This is a genomic window from Corallococcus sp. CA053C (genome assembly GCF_003611675.1).
In the GTDB taxonomy this organism is placed as follows: domain Bacteria; phylum Myxococcota; class Myxococcia; order Myxococcales; family Myxococcaceae; genus Corallococcus.
Genome location: NZ_RAWA01000039.1, coordinates 1 through 17,211 on the forward strand (window position 1 = coordinate 1; position 17,211 = coordinate 17,211).

11 protein-coding genes are annotated in these 17,211 nt (G+C 69.6%); 8 read left to right on the forward strand and 3 right to left on the reverse strand.

The window, feature by feature from the left end:
- Window positions 1-79 precede the first annotated feature (79 nt).
- Window positions 80-922, forward strand: a complete 843-nt coding sequence (locus D7V97_RS07830; RefSeq protein ID WP_120609978.1) for a 2-oxo acid dehydrogenase subunit E2 — start codon at window positions 80-82, stop codon at window positions 920-922.
- 29 nt (window positions 923-951) lie between these two features.
- Complete coding sequence (locus D7V97_RS07835; protein WP_120609979.1) at window positions 952-1,176, forward strand: hypothetical protein; 225 nt, start codon at window positions 952-954, stop codon at window positions 1,174-1,176.
- Here the strand turns inward: D7V97_RS07835 and D7V97_RS07840 are convergent.
- Complete coding sequence (locus D7V97_RS07840) at window positions 1,173-1,922, reverse strand: SDR family NAD(P)-dependent oxidoreductase (RefSeq protein WP_120609980.1); 750 nt, start codon at window positions 1,920-1,922, stop codon at window positions 1,173-1,175. The genes D7V97_RS07835 and D7V97_RS07840 overlap by 4 nt on opposite strands.
- Window positions 1,923-2,014: 92 nt before the next feature.
- Between D7V97_RS07840 and D7V97_RS07845 the strand changes: the two genes are divergently transcribed.
- Together D7V97_RS07845 and D7V97_RS07850 are read left to right on the forward strand one after the other, a co-directional pair.
- Window positions 2,015-2,620 (forward strand): TetR/AcrR family transcriptional regulator, encoded by a 606-nt coding sequence (locus D7V97_RS07845; protein WP_120609981.1) that lies wholly within the window; start codon window positions 2,015-2,017, stop codon window positions 2,618-2,620.
- A gap of 116 nt (window positions 2,621-2,736) precedes the next feature.
- A complete protein-coding gene (locus D7V97_RS07850; protein WP_120609982.1) occupies window positions 2,737-3,300 on the forward strand; it encodes a hypothetical protein in 564 nt (187 codons plus the stop codon).
- A gap of 60 nt (window positions 3,301-3,360) precedes the next feature.
- Here the strand turns inward: D7V97_RS07850 and rsgA are convergent, their stop codons facing one another.
- Entirely contained in the window at window positions 3,361-4,446 is a 1,086-nt protein-coding gene (gene rsgA, locus D7V97_RS07855; RefSeq protein ID WP_120609983.1) for a ribosome small subunit-dependent GTPase A, read from the reverse strand.
- 360 nt (window positions 4,447-4,806) lie between these two features.
- On the opposite strand from rsgA, the gene D7V97_RS07860 reads away from it, so the two are divergent.
- Window positions 4,807-5,544, forward strand: a complete 738-nt coding sequence (locus D7V97_RS07860; protein ID WP_120609984.1) for a MerR family transcriptional regulator — start codon at window positions 4,807-4,809, stop codon at window positions 5,542-5,544.
- A 77-nt stretch (window positions 5,545-5,621) separates the two neighbouring features.
- Here D7V97_RS07860 and D7V97_RS07865 read toward each other — a convergent pair whose 3' ends face one another.
- Window positions 5,622-6,332, reverse strand: coding sequence for a hypothetical protein (locus tag D7V97_RS07865; RefSeq protein ID WP_147444739.1), 711 nt, complete (start codon window positions 6,330-6,332; stop codon window positions 5,622-5,624).
- 235 nt (window positions 6,333-6,567) lie between these two features.
- Between D7V97_RS07865 and D7V97_RS07870 the strand changes: the two genes are divergently transcribed.
- From D7V97_RS07870 to D7V97_RS07880, 3 genes are all read left to right on the forward strand, one after another.
- Complete coding sequence (locus tag D7V97_RS07870) at window positions 6,568-7,470, forward strand: hypothetical protein (RefSeq protein WP_120609986.1); 903 nt, start codon at window positions 6,568-6,570, stop codon at window positions 7,468-7,470.
- Window positions 7,471-7,672: 202 nt separating this feature from the next.
- Window positions 7,673-15,097, forward strand: coding sequence for a HAMP domain-containing protein (locus tag D7V97_RS07875; RefSeq protein WP_120609987.1), 7,425 nt, complete (start codon window positions 7,673-7,675; stop codon window positions 15,095-15,097).
- A gap of 118 nt (window positions 15,098-15,215) precedes the next feature.
- Entirely contained in the window at window positions 15,216-17,192 is a 1,977-nt protein-coding gene (locus tag D7V97_RS07880; RefSeq protein WP_199728739.1) for an ATP-binding protein, read from the forward strand.
- Window positions 17,193-17,211: the final 19 nt, after the last annotated feature.

The window sequence follows — 17,211 nt, forward strand, 5'->3', positions numbered from 1 at the left end:
CGGTGGGGTCGTGTCTAACAGGGGCGGGTGCCCGGTTGCACCCCGTCCTCCCGCGTGCGATGGCGCGAGCCTCCTTTACGTGAACCTGGACCTGAAACCCGCGCCGCCCGCCGGCGCCTTCCGCAAGCTCGCGCTGGGCACGTGGCGGGCGCCGCGCGACCCGTCGTCCTATGCGTCGCTGGAGCTGCGCATGGAGCCGGCCCTGGCGTTCATGGCCGCGCACCGCGAGCGCACGGGCCGGAGGCTGACGGTGACGCACCTGGTGGCGAAGGCCGCCGCGGACGCGCTGCGCCGCCACCCTGAAGCCAACGTCGTGCTGCGCGGCCAGCGCCCCTGGCACCGCGAGGACGTGGGCGTCTGCGTGTTGGTGGTGCAGCCGGCGCAGGGGTCGTCGCGGGTGGACCTGACGACGGCCACCGTGCACCGCGCGGACGCGCTGTCGCTGGAGGCCCTGGCGGACGCGCTGGAGGCGAAGGTGTCGCGCGTGCGGGCGCGCGAGGACGTGGAGATTGAACGGGGCAAGCGCCGCTCGTCGCTCCTGCCCGGCTGGCTGATGGGCCCCGCGCTGCGGCTGCTGTCGTTCGTCTGGTACGGGCTGAACGTCAACCTGCGCCGGGTGGGGATGCCCTTGGATCCGTTCGGCTCCGTGGCGGTGACGAACCTGGGCTCGCTGGGGTTGGAGCAGGGCTTCGTGGCGATGGTGCCCTACACCCGCGTGCCCCTGCTGCTGGCGCCAGGAAGGGTGCGGGACGTGCCGGTGGTGGAGGCCGGGGCGCTGGTGCCGGGGAAGGGGATGACGCTCACCTGCACCTGGGACGCGCGCCTCATCGACGTGGACCTGGCGGCGCGGGTGCTCCGGCACATCGGCGGGGCGCTGGAGGACCCCCGGGGGTGGGATGCGCCGGGGGACGAAGCGCGGTAGAACGGAGCGGTCACCCGGAGGTCAAAGCCATGTCCGTGGATCCCTACCGCCGTGTCGGCTCGTCCCGCCCCGTGGGGCGCGTGCTGGGCGGCCAGGACCGTTTCGAGAAGGAAGCGCTGGAAGGCCCCCCCGAGGGCCCCCTCGCGCTGGAGCGCCGCCAGCGCCAGGCCGGAGGGCCCCTGCCGGTGAACGGCGAGAGCCCCTTCGCCGCGAAGCTGCGCAAGCTGGGCGGGTCGACTCCCGAAGACACCTAGACCTGCGCGGAGCCGCCGTCCACGAACAGCTCCGCGCCGTTGACGAAGCTGCTGTCATCGGTGGCGAGGAACACCGCCACCTTGGCCACCTCGTCCGGCTCGCCCATGCGGCCCAGCGGGATGGTGGACGTCAGCTGCTGCTTGAGCTGCGCCGCCTGCTCCGCGTCGGGTAGCAGCCCCGTGAGTCCCGGCGTGTCGATGGGGCCCGGGCTGATGGCATTCACGCGGATGTGGCGCGCCTTCAGGTCTGACGCCCAGGTGCGCGCGAACGAGCGGTTGGCGGCCTTGGTGGCAGCGTAGACGCTGAAGGCGGGCGTGCCGTCGGACCCCGCGATGGAGGACGTCAGGATGACCGCCCCGCCGTCCTTCAGCAGCGGCAGCGCCTTCTGCACCGTGAACAGCATGCCCTTCACGTTGACGTCGAAGGTCTGGTCGAAGTGCTCCTCGGTGATGGCGCCCAGCGGCGCGAAACTGCCGATGCCCGCGTTGGCGAACACCACGTCCAGGTGCCCCGCCTGCTCCTTCACCACCGCGTAGAGCCGGTCCAGGTCCGCCATCACCGACACGTCTCCCTGGACGCCCACCGCGCCGTGGCCAATCTCCTTCACCGCCCGGTCCACCTCCGCCTGCCGGCGACCGGTGAGGAACACCTTCGCCCCCTCGGCCGCGAAGCGCTTCGCGGACGCGAAGCCGATGCCCGTGGTTCCACCCGTCACGACCGCGACCTTCCCGTCGAGCCTGCCCATGGTCCTGCTCCTTCTCGGTGAAGAATTATGGACTTGATGGTCCATATCTAAGAATGGTGGACCGGGCGGTCAATAACTTTTAATTTCCTGTCATGGCTCGGCCACGGACATTCGATGAGGCCCAGGTGCTGCGCGCGGTGCGCGACCAGTTCTGGAACAAGGGTTATGCGGCGACCTCCATGGATGACCTGATGAAGGTCACGGGGCTGGGCAAGGGCAGCCTCTACGGGGCCTTTGGCGACAAGCATCAGCTCTTCCTGCGCATCTTCGACATGTACTGTGTGAACTCGGTGGAGTCGGTGCGGCAGGCGCTGGAGGGCCCGGACGCCGGAGCCCTGGAGCGGCTGCGGCGGTACCTGCTGGGAGCGGCCACCGCGTCCGCCGGGCCCAGCCGCCGGGGCTGCCTGCTGGCGCGAGGCACCGCGGAGCTGTCAGGCCAGGGAGCGACGGACGTGACGGACCGGGCGCTGGCGGCGCTCCAGGGCGTGGAGGAGCACTTCGCCCGGTGCCTGGAGCAGGCCTGGCATCACGGAGACGTGGCGGCGGGCGCGGACCCCCGGAAGCTGGCGGCGATGCTGCTCGCGGTGTTCCGGGGACTGGAGGCCCTGGGCCGGGCGGGGATGGACGAGGCAGCGCTGCGCGGCATGGTGGAGACCGCGCTGGAGGGCCTGCCCGTCAGCCCGCGTCGGCGGCGGTGAGCGGGGACGCAAAGCCGGGTTCACGGACCTTCCCCCCTTCCCGCGACACGCCGCTTCGGGCTAGGCACGGGGCCTGACCGGAATCCACGCGGTCACTCACCGGGACGGGGACACGCATGCGGAAGGCACACGCGGTGGCGGCATCCATGGCGGCGCTGCTGCTGGGGCAGACGGGCTGCTATCGCACCAGCATCGTCACGAACTTGAGGCCCGAAGAGGGCGGGCCCCACACGGACCGGCAGTGGTTCACGGTGGCGGGGCTGGTCCCCGTGTCGAAGTCGCCGGGCAGCGAGTGCACCCACGGTGTGGCCTGGGCGCAGAGCCGGGTGCTCCCCACGGACTTCCTCATCGAGGCGGGCCTGGTGGTGGCGGGCTCCCTGATTGGCGCGGCGGCGTGCTCCGGCTCCGGCAGGACGGACGAGGAGCGGGGCAACTGCGCGGCGGTGGGCGCGCTGATCCCCACCGTCCTCATCGGTTCGCGCACGGTGACCTATGCCTGCGCCGCGGGCGACCAGAGCGGGGTGCTGCTGCCGGGCACGGGCTCGCGCCAGGAATTGCCGGCCCGCGTTCCCGACGACGCCAGGGCTCCGGACGAAGACAGCGCCCCGCCGCCCGGAGCTCCGACCCCGCCGCCGCTGCCGCCGTCCGGCTCCGTGCCGGAGACGAACCCCGGCCTCTGACGCCACCCCGGGACGCGGCGCGGAACACGCAGGTCCGCGCCACGCCCGGAGGATGTCTGTCTATTCGCCGCGCCGCTTGGTGCGCGTGCGCTGCCAGCCTGCGTTCGTCTGGGCACGCTCGGCGCGTTTGTGCGCGCGCTGCGCGGCGGCGTCCGTCTGACGGGCGGCGAAGGACTGCTCGCGCAGGAGCTTCTCGAAGTTGGCGCGCCGCTCCTCGGGGAGCGTGCCCGCCTGGACCGCCGCCACCACCGCGCACCCCGGCTCGTTCCCGTGTCCGCAGTCATTGAAGCGGCAGCCTTCGGCCAGCGTGAAGACGTCCGCGAAGGCCTGGGCCAGGGACACCTTCTCGTCCTCGCCCCACAGCCCCAGCTCGCGCATGCCGGGCCCGTCGATGATGAGCCCGCCCTGGTCCAGCACGAACAGCTCGCGGTGCGTGGTGGTGTGCCGGCCCCTGTCGTCGTCCTCACGGACGGGCTGGGTGACGAGCCGCGCGGCGTCCAGCAGCCGGTTGGCGAGCGTGGACTTGCCCACGCCCGACGAGCCCAGCAGCACGCCCGTCTTTCCGGCCGGAAGCCGCGAGCGCACCTCCTCGATGCCCAGGCCCGCCTTCGCGCTGATCGCGAGCACGTCCACGCCGGGCGCCAGGGCCTGCACCTCCACGACGCGCGCGTTCGCGTCCGCGGCGAGGTCCGCCTTGCTCAGGAGCACGACGGGCGTGGCGCCGCTGTTCCAGGCCAGCGTGAGCGCCCGTTCGATGCGGCGTGGGTTGAAGTCGCCGTCCAACCCCATCACGAGGAACGCCACGTCCACGTTGGCGGCGATGAGCTGCCCGTCGTGTTCGCTGCCCGCTTCGCGTCGCTTGAGGACGCTGCGGCGGGTCAGCACGGCCTGCATCAGGGCCTCTCCGTCACCGGAGGACGGAGGTTGCAGCAGGACCCAGTCGCCAATGGTGGGCAGTGACTCGGCGCTCTCGGCCTGGTGCAGGAGGCGCCCCGCGGCGCGGGCGAGGAACGCCCGGTCGGCCGTCTGGACGGTGAGCAGTCCCCGGTGTTGGCGCACGACGCGCCCGGGGACGAGGGAAGGGGACTGCGAGTGGGAGAATGCGAGGTCGAAATCGGGACCCCAGCCGAGGGTTTCAAGAGACACGGAAGGAACTCCGGGCAGAGCGGTGCCTGGGCGCGCCGGAGGAAGCCGGGACGCCTGGCGGGAACGGGGCTCGCGCTGCGACGGAGGGTGTTTCGGACCGGCTCAGCTGGCGAGCGCCCACGGAACGCAAGGGGCAGGGACCGCGTCGGCGACAAGGGGCAGGTTCATTGAGGAAGCCTCCTGGAGGTGCGCGGAGCCGGCGGCCATCGCCGGACCGGGGCGGACCCTACCAAGTCACGTCACCTCTTGGCGACCCCTTGCGAGGCGCCGTGCTTTTTCCCGCTTGCTCCTCACGCGGCGTGAGGTTGTACCCAGCGCATCCAGTCACTTTGGAAACACGTGGCTGGAAAGGGGTGAGGCATGCAGCACACGGAACTGAAGGTCGGTGAACTGGCCCGGCGCACGGGGCTCTCCGTCCGCGCGCTGCACCACTACGACGAGATTGGCTTGCTCAAGCCCTCGGCGCACACGGCGTCGGGGCATCGGCTCTACACGGCGGCGGACATCGCCCGCCTGCATCACATCCTGTCGCTCAAGCAGCTCGGGTTCTCGTTGGAGGAGATCGCCGGGACGCTGGGCCGGGCGGACTTCTCCGCCCTGCGCGTGGTGGAGCTGCGGCTCCAGCGGGCACGGGAGCAGCTCGCGGAGCAACGCCAGCTCTGCGAGCGCCTGGATGCCATCGCACGACAGCTGCGCGCAGCGGAGCCCGTCTCCGCCGACGACTTCCTTCAGACCCTCGAGGCCATGACCATGTTCGAGAAGTACTACACCCCGGAGCAGTTGAAGGAGCTGGAGGCCCGTCGCCAGGCGATGGGCGAGGACGCCATCAAGGAGGTGGAGGCCGAGTGGCCCCGCCTCATCGCCCGCATGCGCGAGGAGATGGAGAAGGGCACCGACCCCGCCACCGAGCCGGTGCGCGCGCTGGCCACCCGTTGGCGCGAGCTCATCCGTGCCTTCACCGGCGGCAACCCCGGCATCCAGCAGTCCCTCCAGACGATGTCCCAGCAGGAGCCCCAGCTGGCCCAACGCCAGGGCCGCGACCCGAAGCTGATGGAGTACGTGGGCCGGGCCATGGCCTGCCTGGACGCGCCGAAGTAAAGACAGACATGGCGCCGGCCGTCAGCGGTCCCTCCGCTGGCGGCCGCGCCATCTTTCAGCGGTGCGTGCAGGGCAGGCTACTGGCCGCCGACGCCGCCCGAGGTCCCGGTGGAGCTGCCCGTGCCGGTGCCGCCCACGCCACCGATGGTGCCCCCGGAGCCGCTGGTGCCGCTGCCACCCACGCCGCCGGTGGTGCCCGTCGCGCCGCTGGTGCCGGTGCCGCCCGTGCCGGTGCCGCCCGGGTCGATGACGGAGCCGCCGCTGGTGCCTTCGGTGCCGGGCGCGGTGGAGCCCGTGGTGCCCGTCCCGCTGCCGCCGATGGTGCCGGTGCTGTTGGATCCGCCACCGCCAACCGTCCCGGTGCCCGAACCCCCGTAGGTGCCCGTGCTCGTCCCGGTGGAAGGCGACGTGTAGCCACCGGTGCCCGTGCTGCTGCCCGTGTCCGTCGCCGAACCCGTCCCGATGCCCGTGCTGCTGCCCGTGCCCGTCGCCGAACCCGTCCCGATGCCGCTGGTGTCGCCCGTGCCGGAAGTGCTCCCGGTGCCGGTGCCCGAACCTCCGATACCGGTCCCGTTGGTGTCCACGCCCGTGGAGTTGGTGCTGCCCGGCGTGAAGGTGCCGGTGGAGCCCGCGCCGCCGGTCTGCCCGGACTGGGTCATCCCCGAGGAGGTCCCCGAAGAGCCGGGCGTCGTCCCGGAGCTCGAACCGTCGCCGACCTGCTGGGCGACCGCGGCAGTGGAGAGCATGAAGCTGAAAGCCAGGGCTGCAGTGGTGATGGAGCGTCGCATTGTCTGGAATCCTTTTCCCCGTCCCTTGAGCCATAAAGGTGTGTGCATCAGCGGACACGGCAACCCTGGGATGGAAGCCGGCACATGCCAGGTCGGCAGCCCGCAGGGCCCGCCGGGCAGGGGGGCGAGGGCACTCCGACGTGTGCACTGTCCGGCCCCCAGGAGGGCTCCCGCGCATCGCAGGCGCCTCTTCGCGCCAGTTCTGTGCTGTCCTCCTGTCCGGAAGGGAGGGTGCGTGGGCGGACGGGAAGGGCCTCTGGCTGCGGGTCGCAAGAGCGCACGGCTCCTGCGCGGTGCGAGCGCCCGCGCGTGGCCGCTCACGCTCGTCATTGCCGCGGGCCTGGGCCTGCTGCTCTACGTCGCCACCACCAGCCTGCCGTACCTCATCGCCTCCCCCGTCGGTGACGCGTACCTGGGCGCGCTCAATGACTGTCTTGCACGACAGCTCGCCGGAGCCACGCGGCTGGGCTGGGCCGTGGCGCCGGATGCGTCGCGCGCGGCGGTGTTCGGGCCCCGCATCGTCGCCGTCTGCGGCGAGGACGGCACCCACGCGCGGCTGGAGCTCCCTGGCGCCACCGCGCTCGCCTTCGACGGAGAGCGCCACCTGTGGGTCGCCACCGGTGGGCACCTGCTGCGGGAGCGGGAGGGCAGCCTCCAACCGGTCGGCGACATCACTCCACCCGAATGGCTCATCGGTCACGCGGGCGGTGTGATTGCACTGGATGCGGCCGGACAGCTCGTCTCCGTGGCCCCGGACGGCAAGGTGCTGGGACAGGCGCAGGTGCCCGGCGCTGGAGGTCGGCTCTCCGTGGGGCCCGCCGGACAGCTGGCGGCCGTGGAGTGGGGCGGCGGTGTGCTCGTCTACGATGCGCGCACCCTGGCGCTCGTCCGCGCGGAAGCTCCATGTCCCGTCGAGTTCCTTTGGTGGTTGGACGCCCCGGATCAGGTCCTGCTCGCCTGTGGCGAAGCGCCTCCCCAGGAGGGAAGACCCGCACCGGCCGCGCTCCGCTTCGACGTGCTCACCGGCACCCATCAGGAGATGCCCGCACGGACGCGCGCGCCTGCACGGCGGCTCCCGGGCCGAGCACTGTATGTGCAGGGGTGCGACGGCTTCCCGTGTACAGCCACGCCACCCTGAAACTGTTATCTGGAGGCTCCGCTCCGGGGCTTCCGGGGATGCCCTGATCCGAAGTCGGACACGCCGTTCAGTGCCTGACAGAGGATGGCCTCTCCTCCCCGCTTTGGATTCGACAAGTCCGCGAACTCATTGGAAGTTCATGAGCTCGCGGGCTGTTTTTTTCAGCTCCAGTCGCAGCGCTTCCCGCTCAGGGGTTTCACTCGTGGATGACACCAAGGTTTCCAGCTCCTCCTCTTCCCGCAAGCGCGCCAACGGCCGCAAGGCGGGGACAGACGCCGCACAGGAGGCTGGCAGGTCCGGGCCACGCACGCCCGCGACCCCCAACGTCGCGAGCAACCGGTTGAGCAGCGCGGTGGATCCGCGCGCCGCCGTCGAGCCCGCGGCCACCCGTCGTCCTCCCGCGCGGGGCCGCAATGGCAACGGCGGCGGTCGCATCACGCCCGACGACGGCCTGCGTGCCGGCGGTCCCCCTCCGCTCCAGCAGCTGCTGGCGGCGCTCCGGGCCGTGCAGGGCGGTGACTTCTCAGTGCGGCTGCCGTCGGGCGCGCAGGACGTGGTGATGGATGAGATCGCCCGCGCGTTCAACGCGGTGGTGACGCTCAACTCCACGCTCACCCACGAGATCGTCCGCGTGGAGCGCGTCGTCGGCCGCGAGGGCCGCATGGGCGAGCGCGTGACGCTGGGCGACGTGCGCGGCGACTGGGCCACCAGCGTGCAGTCCATCAACGCGCTCATCGGCGACCTGGTGCAGCCCACCACGGAAGTCGCCCGCGTGCTGGTGGCGGTGGCCGAAGGCGACCTCACCCAGAAGATGGCGCTGGAGATCGACGGCCAGCCCGTGAAGGGCGAGTTCCTCCGCATCGGCACCACCGTGAACGCGATGGTGGATCAGCTCAACAGCTTCGCCGCCGAAGTGACGCGCGTCGCGAAGGAGGTCGGTACCGAAGGAAAGCTGGGCGGCCAGGCCGACGTGAAGGGCGTGTCCGGCGTGTGGAAGGACCTCACCGACAACGTGAACGTCCTCGCCGGCAACCTCACCGCGCAGGTGCGAAACATCGCGGAGGTCACCACGGCCGTCGCCCGCGGCGACCTGTCCCGGAAGATCACCGTGGACGTGAAGGGCGAGGTGCTGGAGCTGAAGAGCACCATCAACACGATGGTGGATCAGCTCAACAGCTTCGCCTCCGAAGTGACGCGCGTCGCGCGCGAGGTCGGTACCGAAGGAAAGCTGGGCGGTCAGGCCGCCGTGTCCGGCGTGTCCGGCACGTGGAAGGACCTCACCGACAACGTGAACTTCATGGCGTCCAACCTCACGACGCAGGTGCGCGGCATCGTGAAGGTGGTGACGTCGGTCGCCAACGGGGACCTGACCCAGAAGCTGATGGTGCCGTCGCAGGGCGAGATCGCCGCGCTGGGCGCCACGCTCAACAACATGACGGACACGCTCAACGTGTTCGCGCAGCAGGTGACCAGCGTCGCGCGCACGGTGGGCGTCGAGGGCAAGCTGGGCGCCCAGGCCCAGGTGCCCGGCGCCGCGGGGACGTGGAAGGACCTCACGGACAACGTGAACCTGATGGCGTCCAACCTCACCAGCCAGGTGCGAAACATCGCGGAGGTCTCCACCGCCGTCGCCAATGGCGACCTGTCGCGGAAGATCACCGTGGACGTGAAGGGCGAGGTGCTGGAGCTGAAGAGCACGCTCAACACGATGGTGGACCAGCTCCGCGCATTCGCCTCCGAAGTGACCCGCGTCGCCAAGGAAGTGGGTACGGACGGCAAGCTGGGCGGTCAGGCCGCGGTGCCCGGTGTCGCCGGCACGTGGAAGGACCTCACCGACAACGTGAACAGCATGGCCTCCAACCTGACCACCCAGGTGCGCAACATCGCCCTGGTGACGACGGCGGTGGCCACCGGTGACCTGTCCAAGAAGATCACCGTCGATGCGCGCGGTGAAATCCTGGAGCTGAAGAACACCATCAACACCATGGTGGATCAGCTCAACAGCTTCGCCTCCGAAGTGACCCGCGTCGCGCGCGAGGTCGGTACGCACGGCAAGCTGGGCGGTCAGGCCGACGTGAAGGGCGTGTCCGGCACGTGGAAGGACCTCACGGACAACGTGAACTTCATGGCGTCCAACCTCACCACGCAGGTGCGAGGCATCGCCAAGGTCGTGACCGCGGTCGCGAACGGCGACCTCACCCAGCGCCTGAAGATGGAGGCCAAGGGCGAGGTCGCGGAGCTCGCGGACACCATCAACGCGATGACGCAGACGCTCTCCATCTTCGCGCAGCAGGTGACGGACGTGGCGCGCACGGTGGGCGTGGAAGGCAAGCTGGGCGCCCAGGCCGTGGTGCCCGGTGTGGCCGGCACGTGGAAGGACCTCACCAACAACGTGAACCTGTTGGCGAACAACCTCACCGATCAAGTCCGTAACATCGCCGAGGTGACCACGGCCGTCGCGAAGGGCGACCTGTCCCGGAAGATCACCGTCGATGCGAAGGGCGAGGTGCTGGAGCTGAAGAGCACCATCAACACGATGGTGGACCAGCTCCGCGCGTTCGCCGCCGAAGTGACCCGCGTCGCGAAGGAAGTGGGTACGGACGGCAAGCTGGGTGGCCAGGCCGACGTGAAGGGCGTGTCCGGCGTCTGGAAGGACCTGACGGACAACGTCAACAGCATGGCCTTCAACCTCACCACCCAGGTGCGAGGCATCGTCAAGGTCGTGACGGCGGTCGCCGACGGTGACCTGTCCCAGAAGCTGGTGATGGAGGCGAAGGGTGAGATCGCCGCGCTCGCGGACACCATCAACGCGATGACGCAGACGCTGTCCGTCTTCGCGCAGCAGGTGACGGACGTGGCGCGCACGGTGGGCGTGGAAGGCAAGCTGGGCGCCCAGGCGGAAGTGCCCGGCGTCGCCGGCACCTGGAAGGACCTCACCAACAACGTGAACCTGCTGGCCAACAACCTCACGGCCCAGGTGCGAAACATCGCCGAGGTGACCACGGCGGTCGCGAACGGCGACCTGTCGAAGAAGATCACCGTCGATGCGAAGGGCGAGGTGCTGGAGCTCAAGAGCACCATCAACACGATGGTGGATCAGCTCCGCGCGTTCGCCGCCGAAGTGACCCGCGTCGCCAAGGAAGTCGGTACCGAAGGAAAGCTGGGCGGTCAGGCCGACGTGAAGGGCGTGTCCGGCGTGTGGAAGGACCTCACCGACAACGTGAACGTCCTCGCCGGCAACCTCACGGACCAGGTCCGCAACATCGCCAAGGTGACGACGGCGGTGGCGAACGGCGACCTGTCCCAGAAGATCACGGTGAGCGTGAAGGGCGAGGTGCTGGAGCTGAAGAACACCATCAACACGATGGTGGACCAGCTCCGCGCGTTCGCCTCCGAAGTGACGCGCGTCGGCAAGGAGGTCGGTACCGAGGGCAAGCTGGGCGGCCAGGCCGCGGTGCCCGGGGTCGCGGGCGTGTGGAAGGACCTCACGGACAACGTGAACGTCCTCGCCGCGAACCTCACCGACCAGGTGCGAAACATCGCGAAGGTCACCACCGCGGTGGCCTACGGCGACCTGTCCCAGAAGATCTCCGTCGAGGCGAAGGGTGAAATCCTCGAGCTGAAGAGCACCATCAACACGATGGTGGACCAGCTCCGCGCCTTCGCCTCCGAAGTGACCCGCGTCGCCAAGGAAGTGGGTACGGACGGCAAGCTGGGTGGTCAGGCCGCGGTGCCCGGCGTCGCCGGCACGTGGAAGGACCTCACGGACAACGTGAACAGCATGGCCTCCAACCTCACCAGCCAGGTGCGAAACATCGCGCTGGTGACGACGGCGGTGGCGAACGGTGACCTGTCGAAGAAGATCACCGTCGACGCGAAGGGTGAAATCCTGGAGCTGAAGAACACCATCAACACGATGGTGGATCAGCTCAACAGCTTCGCCTCCGAAGTGACCCGCGTCGCTCGCGAGGTGGGCGCCGAAGGCAAGCTGGGTGGGCAGGCGGAAGTGAAGGGCGTGTCCGGCACGTGGAAGGACCTCACGGACAACGTGAACTTCATGGCCCGCAACCTCACCACGCAGGTGCGCGGCATCGTCAAGGTCGTGACCGCGGTGGCGAACGGCGACCTGAAGCAAAAGCTGGTGGTGGACGCGAAGGGCGAAGTGGCCGCGCTCGCGGAGACCATCAACAACATGACCGACACACTGGGCATCTTCGCGGAACAGGTGTCCTCCGTGGCCCGCGAGGTCGGCGTGGAAGGGAAGCTGGGGGGACAGGCCCGCGTGCCCGGGGTCGCCGGCACGTGGAAGGACCTCACGGACAACGTGAACTTCATGGCCTCCAACCTCACCACGCAGGTGCGCGGCATCGTGCGCGTGGTGACGGCGGTCGCGAACGGCGACCTGACCCAGAAGCTCATCGTCGACGCGAAGGGCGAAGTGGCCGCGCTCGCGGACACCATCAACAACATGACGGACACGCTGGGCACCTTCGCGGAGCAGGTCTCCACGGTGGCCCGCGAGGTCGGTATCGAAGGAAAGCTGGGCGGCCAGGCCCGCGTGCCCGGCGCTCGCGGCACGTGGCGGCAGCTGACCGACAACGTGAACCAGCTGGCCGGTACGCTGACCAGCCAGCTGCGCGCCATCTCCGACGTGGCCACCGCCGTGACGAAGGGCGACCTGACCCGCAGCATCACGGTCGTCGCCGAGGGCGAGGTCGCGGCGCTGAAGGACAACATCAACCAGATGATCGTCAACCTGCGTGAGACCACGCAGAAGAACCAGGAGCAGGACTGGCTCAAGACGAACCTGGCGAAGTTCAGCGGCATGATGCAGGGCCAGAAGTCCCTGGACGCCGTCAGCCGCCTCATCATGAGCGAGCTGACGCCGCTGGTGTCCGCTCACCACGGCGCGTTCTTCCTCGCCGACAGCGAGGGCGGCGTGCCCGCGCTCAAGCTGACCAGCACCTACGCGTACCGGGAGCGCAAGCACCTGGCCAACCGCTTCCGGCTGGGCGAGGGGCTCGTCGGGCAGTGCGCGCTGGAGAAGAAGACCATCCTCCTGACGCGCGTGCCGTCGGACTACATCACCATCGCGTCCGGCCTGGGTGAGGCCGCGCCGCTCAACATCATCGTCCTGCCGGTCCTCTTCGAGGGCGAGGTCAAGGCGGTCATCGAGCTGGCCTCGTTCCACCCGTTCAGCGCCATCCACCAGATCTTCCTGGATCAGCTGACGGAGAGCATCGGCGTCGTGCTGAACATGATCATGGCGAACATGCGCACGGAGACGCTGCTCTCCGAGTCGCAGCGCCTGACGCAGGAGCTCCAGAGCCAGTCGCGTGAGCTCACGCAGCAGCAGGACGAGCTCAAGCGCACCAACATCGAGCTGGAGGACAAGGCGAAGGAGCTGGCGGACCAGAACACCCGCGTGGAAGAGAAGAACCGCGAGGTGGAGCTGGCGCGCGTCAGCCTGGAGGAGAAGGCGGAGCAGCTCACCATCATCTCCAAGTACAAGAGCGAGTTCCTGGCGAACATGAGCCACGAGCTGCGCACGCCGCTCAACTCGCTGCTCATCCTCGCGAAGCTGCTGTCGGACAACAAGGACGGCAACCTGTCCAACAAGCAGGTCGAGTACGCGAACACCATCTACGCGTCCGGCGGAGACCTGCTCACCCTCATCAACGAGATCCTCGACCTGTCCAAGGTGGAGGCCGGCAAGATGCAGGTGGAGCCGCGGGACATCGTCCTCACGGAGCTCAACCAGTTCATCGAGCGCAGCTTCCGCCCGGTGGCGGACCAGAAGGGCCTCAGCTTCCAGGTGGAGGTGCTGTCGGGCACGCCGCGCCACGTGCGCACGGACCCGCAGCGGTTGCAGCAGGTCCTCAAGAACCTGCTGTCCAACGCCTTCAAGTTCACCGACGAGGGCGGGGTGAAGCTCACGGTGCGCCTGGCGGAGAAGTCCATGCGCTTCGACCACGAGGCGCTGCGCCGTTCGCGCCACGTGCTCGCCTTCGCCGTGAAGGACAGCGGCATCGGCATCGCCAAGGACAAGCAGCGCATCATCTTCGAGGCGTTCCAGCAGGCGGATGGCTCCACCGCGCGCAAGTACGGCGGCACCGGCCTGGGCCTGTCCATCAGCCGTGAAATCGCCAAGCTGCTGGGCGGTGAAATCCGGCTGGAGAGCGAACCCGGCAAGGGCAGCACCTTCACCCTGTACCTGCCGCCCGAGTACCAGGGCTCCGAGGACGAGGCCGTGCAGTCCGTGGACCCGGCCACCCGCGCGCTGGGGGCCATGACGGAGACCGTCGCCGTGGCGCCGGTGCCCGTGCTCGCGCCGCCGCCCACCGTGGCGGAGAAGGAGGGGCACGTGCTGGACGCCGCGCTGCCCCCGCCGGTGGAGGGCACGCACGCGCCCGTCGTCGTGGAGGACGACCGCGAGCACATCCGCGAGGGCGACCGCACCCTGCTCATCATCGAGGACGACCTGAAGTTCGCCCGCATCATGGTGCAGATGGCGCGGGAGAAGGGCTTCAAGGCGCTGGTCGCCACCCGCGGCGACAGCGGCCTCGCGATGGCGCACGAGTACCAGCCGGACGCCGTCACCCTGGACATCCAGCTGCCCGTGGTGGACGGCTGGAGCGTGCTGGACCGCCTCAAGCGCAACCCGCGCACGCGCCACATCCCCGTCCACATCATCAGCGTGATGGACAAGCACCTGGGCAACACCCAGGGCGCGTTCGGCTACCTCACCAAGCCCGTGAGCAAGGAGGGGCTGGAGCGCGTCTTCGGCCAGCTGTCGCGGTTCCTGGAGCGCCGCGAGCGGCGACTGCTGGTCATCGAGGACGACGACGTCCAGCGCAACAGCCTCACCCAGCTGCTCAGCGACGGCGGCGACGTGCAGGTCACCGCGGTGGCCACCGGCCAGGAGGCGCTCGAGAAGCTGGAGCAGAACGAGTACGACTGCCTCGTCATCGACCTGCTGCTGCCCGACATGGACGGCATCAAGCTGGTGGAGGAGGTGAAGACGCAGCAGCGCTTCCGCGACCTGCCCATCGTCGTCTACACCGGCCGGGAGTTGACGCCCAAGGACGAGTCCCGCCTGCGGCGCTACACCGGCAGCGTCATCCTGAAGAGCGGCGCGAAGAGCCCGGACCAGCTCCTGAGCGACACGGCGCTGTTCCTGCATCGCCTGGATGAGAACCTGCCGGCCCGCGCGCGCGCGGCCCTGGCGCAGCGCAACGACCAGGACGCGCCGCTGTCCGGCAAGAAGGTCCTCCTGGTGGATGACGACATGCGCAACATCTTCGCGCTCACCAGCGTGCTGGAGAACCACAGCATGCAGGTCGTCTTCGCGGAGAACGGGCGGGCGGCCATCGAGATGCTCAACCAGCACCACGACGTGGACGTCGTGTTGATGGACGTGATGATGCCGGAGATGGACGGCTACGAGACCATGCGTGCCATCCGCAAGGACCCCAAGTACGCCAGCCTCCCCATCATCGCCGTCACCGCGAAGGCGCTGAAGGACGACCGCGAGAAGTGCATGGCGGCCGGCGCGAGCGACTACCTGCCCAAGCCGGTGGACACCGACAAGCTGCTGGAGTTGGTGCGCTTGTGGGTGAGTGCTTGATACTCAACGAGGACGATCCACGGTCGGGCCCCCTTTGCACTTCCGTATGGAAGGGGGCGGCCCTAGCCTTGTCCGCCGTGTCTCGGCCTCAAGGCACAAGCGCTCCCCCGCTGCGCACATGAACTCCACAGACCCCACTCCGGAACGTCTCCAGGATGCCGCGCACGCGCCGCGCGCGGCCATCCTGATGGTGGATGACCACCCGGCCAACCTGCTGGCCCTGGAGGCCATCCTCGAGCCCCTGGGCCAGGAGCTGGTGAAGGCCACGAGCGGCGAGGATGCGCTCAAGCAGCTGCTCCAGCGGGACTTCGCGGTCATCCTGATGGACGTGCAGATGCCGGGGCTGGACGGGTTCCAGACGGCGGCGCTCATCAAGCAGCGCGAGCGCACGCGCACCATCCCCATCATCTTCCTCACCGCGCTCAGCCGTGACGCGGCCCACGTCTTCAAGGGCTACGCGCACGGCGCGGTGGACTACCTGCTCAAGCCCTTCGACCCGGAGATCCTCCGCTCGAAGGTCAGCGTCTTCGTGGACCTGTTCCTCAAGGAGCAGCAGCTCCAGCGCCAGGCGGCGCTCTTGCGTCAGCGCGACCGAGAGATGCTGGAGCGCCAGAGCGCGCTGCGCTACCGGCGCCTCACGGAGTCCCTGCCGGAGCCCATGTGGGCCGCGCGCGCCGACGGGGCGCTGACGTACGCCAACCGGGCGTGGCGCGACTACACCGGCCACCAGGAGGGCTATGAGCTGTCGCTCGCGGCCTTCCTGCAGGACGTGCACCCGGCGGACCGCGAGCGGATGCGCGGCGAGTGGGGCGAGGCCGTGTCCATGCAGGTGCAGGGCAGCGCGAACGAGTTCCGGCTGCGGCGCAAGGACGGCGTCTACCGCTGGCACCTGGCGCGCGCGGTGCCGGAGCACGACGAGCACGGGGCGCTGGTGGGGTGGCTGGCCATCGCCACGGACATCGACGACAAGCGCCGCGCGGAGGAGGCGCTGGGGCGCTTCAAGACGACGCTGGACGCGACGCTGGACTGCGTCCTGATGTTCTCCCCGGACACGCTCACGCTCGCGTACGCCAACGCGGGCGCGGCCAAGCAGCTCAACTCCAGCGTGGATGAATTGGTGGGCCTGTCGGTGCTGGAGGTGGAGAGCGCCTTCGACGAGACGGGCTTCCGCAAGCTGCTGGCGCCGCTGATGTCCGGCACGCTGCCGTCACAGACGTACTCCACCAACCACCGGCGCCGCGACGGCACGGAGGTGCCGGTGGAGGTGGTGCTCCAGTACGTGGCGGAGGGCGAGGGCCCGGGCCGCTTCATCTCCGTGGCGCGTGACATCACGGAGCGTCAGCGGGCGGAGACGGCGCTGCGGCTGGCGAGCGAGGCGAAGGACGCGTTCCTCGCCGCCGCGAGCCACGAGCTGCGCACGCCGCTGGCGGCCGCGAAGGGCCACGCGCACCTGGCGCTGCTGAAGCTGGGCGGGCAGACGGAGGCCGGCCCCGGCAAGTCGCTGCAGATCATCAACCGGCAGATCGACCGGATGGCGAAGCTGGTGGAGGACCTGCTGGACATCAGCCGCCTGCAGGCCGGGCGTCTGTCGTTGGAGCTGGAGCGGTTTGATTTGTCCCAGCTCGTGGTGGAGACGCGGGACCGGATGGCGGTGCTGTCGCAGACGCACGAGCTGAAGGTGGAGGTGCCGGACCACCTGGAGGGCACGTGGGACCGCGGGCGGTTGGACCAGGTGCTGACGAACCTGTTGTCCAACGCCATCCGCTACTCGCCCGAGGGTGGGCAGGTGGTGGTGCGCCTGGTGGCGGAGGGCGACACCGGCGTGCACCTGTGCGTGAAGGACCAGGGGGTGGGCATCCCCCTTGAGAAGCAGCGGCTCATCTTCGAGCGCTTCGGCCGCGCGCACGGCAGCAAGTACGGAGGCCTGGGGCTGGGGCTGACCATCAGCCAGGGCATCGTGGAGCAGCACGGCGGCCGCATCTGGGCGGAGTCCACGGGCAAGGCGGGCGACGGCTCCACCTTCAACGTCTGGCTGCCCCGCCACACCGCGTCGCATGCCGCGACGCCGACGGACGTGTCGCGCACGCCGAGCTGAAGCGGCGGTGACGGCCGCA